General features: G+C 56.4%; 4 protein-coding genes. All 4 read right to left on the bottom strand.

The window, feature by feature from the left end; translation table 11 throughout:
- Positions 1 to 74: 74 nt before the first annotated feature.
- The gene (gene fliK, locus AC2VNK_RS05035) at positions 75 to 1,184 is read right to left on the bottom strand and encodes a flagellar hook-length control protein FliK (RefSeq protein ID WP_486883047.1); all 1,110 of its coding nucleotides are present in this window, start codon (positions 1,182 to 1,184) and stop codon (positions 75 to 77) included.
- Positions 1,181 to 1,564: a DUF2802 domain-containing protein gene (locus AC2VNK_RS05030; protein WP_291525231.1), complete on the bottom strand. Its 384-nt coding sequence runs from the start codon at positions 1,562 to 1,564 to the stop codon at positions 1,181 to 1,183. The genes fliK and AC2VNK_RS05030 overlap by 4 nt, the downstream gene beginning before the upstream one ends.
- 19 nt (positions 1,565 to 1,583) lie before the next feature.
- Positions 1,584 to 2,375 (bottom strand): flagellar brake protein, encoded by a 792-nt coding sequence (locus AC2VNK_RS05025; RefSeq protein WP_486883046.1) that lies wholly within the window; start codon positions 2,373 to 2,375, stop codon positions 1,584 to 1,586.
- 100 nt (positions 2,376 to 2,475) lie between these two features.
- The coding region (locus AC2VNK_RS05020; protein WP_486883045.1) for an EAL domain-containing protein at positions 2,476 to 3,753 on the bottom strand (1,278 nt) is incomplete at its 5' end.

The raw sequence follows: 3,753 nt of genomic DNA, 5'->3' as shown, positions 1-3,753 counted from the left end.
TCGCCACGACAATGGGCGCCGAATCCTTGCCACTATAGCGCAAGGCCACGGCGTTGGATGGGTTTTCTGGCTTGTTATCCATCGAATGCGCGGATCTCATGCTGCGTTACGCGCAGGCCCAGCGCCCGCAAAGCCGCCTTTAAATCCCCCCAATGATTTATTAAAGCTGCCGCCTGATCCGCAGTGATGGCCAAGCTCAGCATATCGCGATGCAAATGCAGCTTCGCCTGAATATTCCCCAAATGAGGCATTTGCAGCGTCAATGTGCTATCCCAATGCGGCACTGTCTCCGGCGTCGCCATCGGTGAGTGGACATTCTCTCCCGAATGCTCCTCGCGTCGGCTGACTATCCATTGCACGAACTGCCCCGGCCAAACCGGGCCGCTCCAGGTGATCTGCTGCTGGTTCAGCACCTGAATCTGGCGGCCCACAAGGCCGGCAAGATCTCCGGTCATTGATGCAGACTCATAGCGGATAGCCGACTTTCCCAAATCGGCAATCTGCGTGTACGTCATCGCCCCCGCGACACGATCGGGTAAGACGTGTTCCGGGGTCTGGCTGGCCACCAGCGCAGACACCTCCACTCGAGGACGTTGGCTCACCAGTGTCGTCTGTGGCAAAGGACCTTCTGGCACCGGCAGCATCACCGGCGATAAGGACGCATTCTGTGGCTCTGCGCGCAGATTTTGCAGTGACAGTTGGCCCTGCACCCAAGCCGCCAAGTGGCTTTCATAAAAGAGCCCACTCTGCATTATGGACTGCTGCAACATCTGCGCGAGCGGGGCACTTTCTGAGGGTGGCTGCGGCAGCAATGGCTGTAAGCTGCGGAGCCCGCTGCCACTCTCGGCTGGAGACAAACCCAGAAGAGACTGCGCTGTACTCGACAAGCCCACACGATCCGGCAACGATGCTGCTGCCGAGGTCGTGAGCAAAAAGGCGGGACGGGAACGGCCTCCCAAATAGAGCAACTGCAAGCGCTGTCCCGCTGCCCACTGGCCGGGCAACTGAAAGGCCAGCGTTTTCCCCGCTACCGCTATGAGCGTCTGCGCATTGGCGCTTTGTAACACCCGTCCCTCCAGGAGGGTGCCGGGTGTTATGGTTTTCGCAAGCGCTGTAGCCGCATTTGGAATAAGTACCGCGCCAACAACACGCAGAGGCGCCAGGGTGCTGGCGGAAGGCGTCATTTTTGCGACGGCCGATTGTTTAGGCGGATCAGGAGTTCCGCCTCTTCTTCACCGATCTGGCAGGCGCTCGCAATATAGCAGGCGTCACGCCCCGACTCGGCTAACACACGGGCACGCCGATAACGGTTTTCTTTCTCCTCACTCTCCTCTGTCGGCCGTGACAGGACCTTGAAACCTCCGTCATCGGTATCGTGCACAGCGTGGGAAGCATCCGTTTTTTTTGTCGTCTGGCCGACGGTAATGCGCCTCACGGTCTCCTCCAGCGCTTGCACACGCGCTTGAGAAACCTGCAGATTCGTCAGCAAGCGACGCTGCAAACGCCACAACATCGCTTGGGCAGCAATAATAATCAGCGCAAGAACCAGCATAAGAAACCACATCAACATTCATCCTTGGTGATCATGTTTTCAACCAGCGCTTGATCCGGCCTGTCCAGGACACAGGCTCTGCCTTGGCAGAACTGCGTAAACCAATGCTCAACAAACGTAAGATTTCCCGGTCACGGGCCTGCACATATTGCGCGACTTTTTCCTGATCTGCGGCGGTTGGATCCAGAAACGCGAGCCCCAGAATAACACCGGAGACATCCGTCGCATAAGTATCCACAAAGCGTACGATAGCTGGCATACGCAGTGGCGCACTGTCACGAATACCGAAGATGAGTTGCGGTATCCGCTCTCCCGGCTGAAAGGGAAAATCTTTTGGACGACGGCTAAGCATGCGCAAGCCACCTGCACTGATATCCTGCATCCGTCCGGTAATCATCTGCGCGCCCTGCCGATATGCCTCTACCTGATCTGGATCCTGCACGGTCGGCGGGACCCGGTATAACTGACGACGCTGCAATTGATAAAGGGCATCCGGGTAGCGGATCACGATTGCATCCTTTTCCACCCGAACTATCCTGCTGCGGAATCCGCTAACCAGACCATCAACGCTGGTGATAATCGTAACGGGCCATTCCGGGCGCACGTTCTGCGGAAAATTGAGCGGAACATCCACCCAGAGAAGTTCCTCCTGCATATCGAACAGTAGCGTATTGAAACTCTCAGGTTGATCATCCAGCCACAAGGTACAAAAAATATGATCCCGAAGGAGTCTCGCCAAGACATTGGTCGCATGCAGCCAAGAGCTGAGCCGATAGCGATCAGCAAAGAGGTGCTGGCGGACCTCATGAATCTGTACCGTCATCGTTTCCCCTCTACCTCCCGGCCGGACTCTAACCGGTCCTGCGTGTCACCCCAGCACCCTGTTTTGTGTCATCTTAGCAGTACTCGGTCGACCTGTCCCGTCAGACATCCTCCTGTTGCAACTGCTGCCACAAGGCCGCCATATCCTGTAGGGCGATGACAGGGGTGGGCCGCAGAATCGCAGGCAGCAACCAGTTTTGCCAGGTGAAGAAAGCATTCTCAGGGAGCGGCGGCGCCAGCAGATACCCCTGTATATAGCGTCCACCGAGAAGCAGCCACAAATGCAGTTCATCGGGGGTAGCAATCCCTTCGGCTACCAGATCGCATTGCGCAATCTGGCTGAGCAACCGACTGGCTCCAGCAACACCGAAACTGGCCACGTCTTTGCGGAAGGCACGAATAAAGCCTTGGTCCAGCTTAAGTTCATTAAAGCGCAGGCGTGCCACCGACAGCAATGAAGAATATCCGGTACCAAAATCGTCCATGGACAGCGCGAAACCACGATTCTGACACCATTCCATGATGGGTTGGGCAGATTTCCTGCCCGTCACCGAAGCGGTTTCCGTTATTTCGAGCGTAATCCCCCGGCCATCCGGGCAATGTGTCTCCAAATCACCAATAAAAGCGGGATCCAAAAAATGCTTGGCACCAATGTTGATGGAGATTTGCAGAGACAAATGCTCGTCGTGCATACGCTCGCGCAGGCGCACAGCCTCCTGTAAGGCTCGAATACCTAGCAAACGGATCAAATGCGCGTTTTCTTCGACGTACGGCATAAATTTACCCGGCCAAATCCAACGCCCTTCCACGGAGCGCCAACGGGCCAGCATTTCGACGCCGGTAAGCCGGACGGCGAGCATATCGGCTTTGGGCTGCAGGAAAAAATGAACATCTCCACGCTCTATGGCCTTGGGAAAGGAACGATGCACCCAAAGCCGCTGTACCGCGCGCCGTGCCACGGCACCGCCATAAACCCGGTATTCGTTTCCGCCTGCCTTTTTCGCCTCGACCATAGCCTCATCGGCCTGAGCCATGAGGGTATGAACATTCTGCCCGTCCTGAGGAAAAAATGACCATCCGATAGAGGTGGACAGCGGCGCATCCAGTACGCCCCGCGCTGCCGCAGTTACCGCGAGCAAAAGCTGCGGACTGATGTCAGCAATCTGCCTGGTCTCCGTGACCGGTATCATGATGCCGAATTCATCACCACCGATGCGCGCCAGGAGCGCGTCTTTTCCTGCCAGTGCCTCCCCGAGATTGCGGGTAATCATCCGCAAACAGTTATCGGCCTGATGAGGGCCATATGAGGTATTTATTTCATTAAAGAAATCAAGATCCAATACAGCGATACCCCAGTATACGGGTTCATGCTCCACTGC

The sequence above is a fragment of the Acidithiobacillus sp. TH-A35 genome (genome assembly GCF_057473505.1).
Note: the sequence above shows the minus strand (reverse complement) of the source record. Positions and strands in the feature narration are given on the sequence as shown.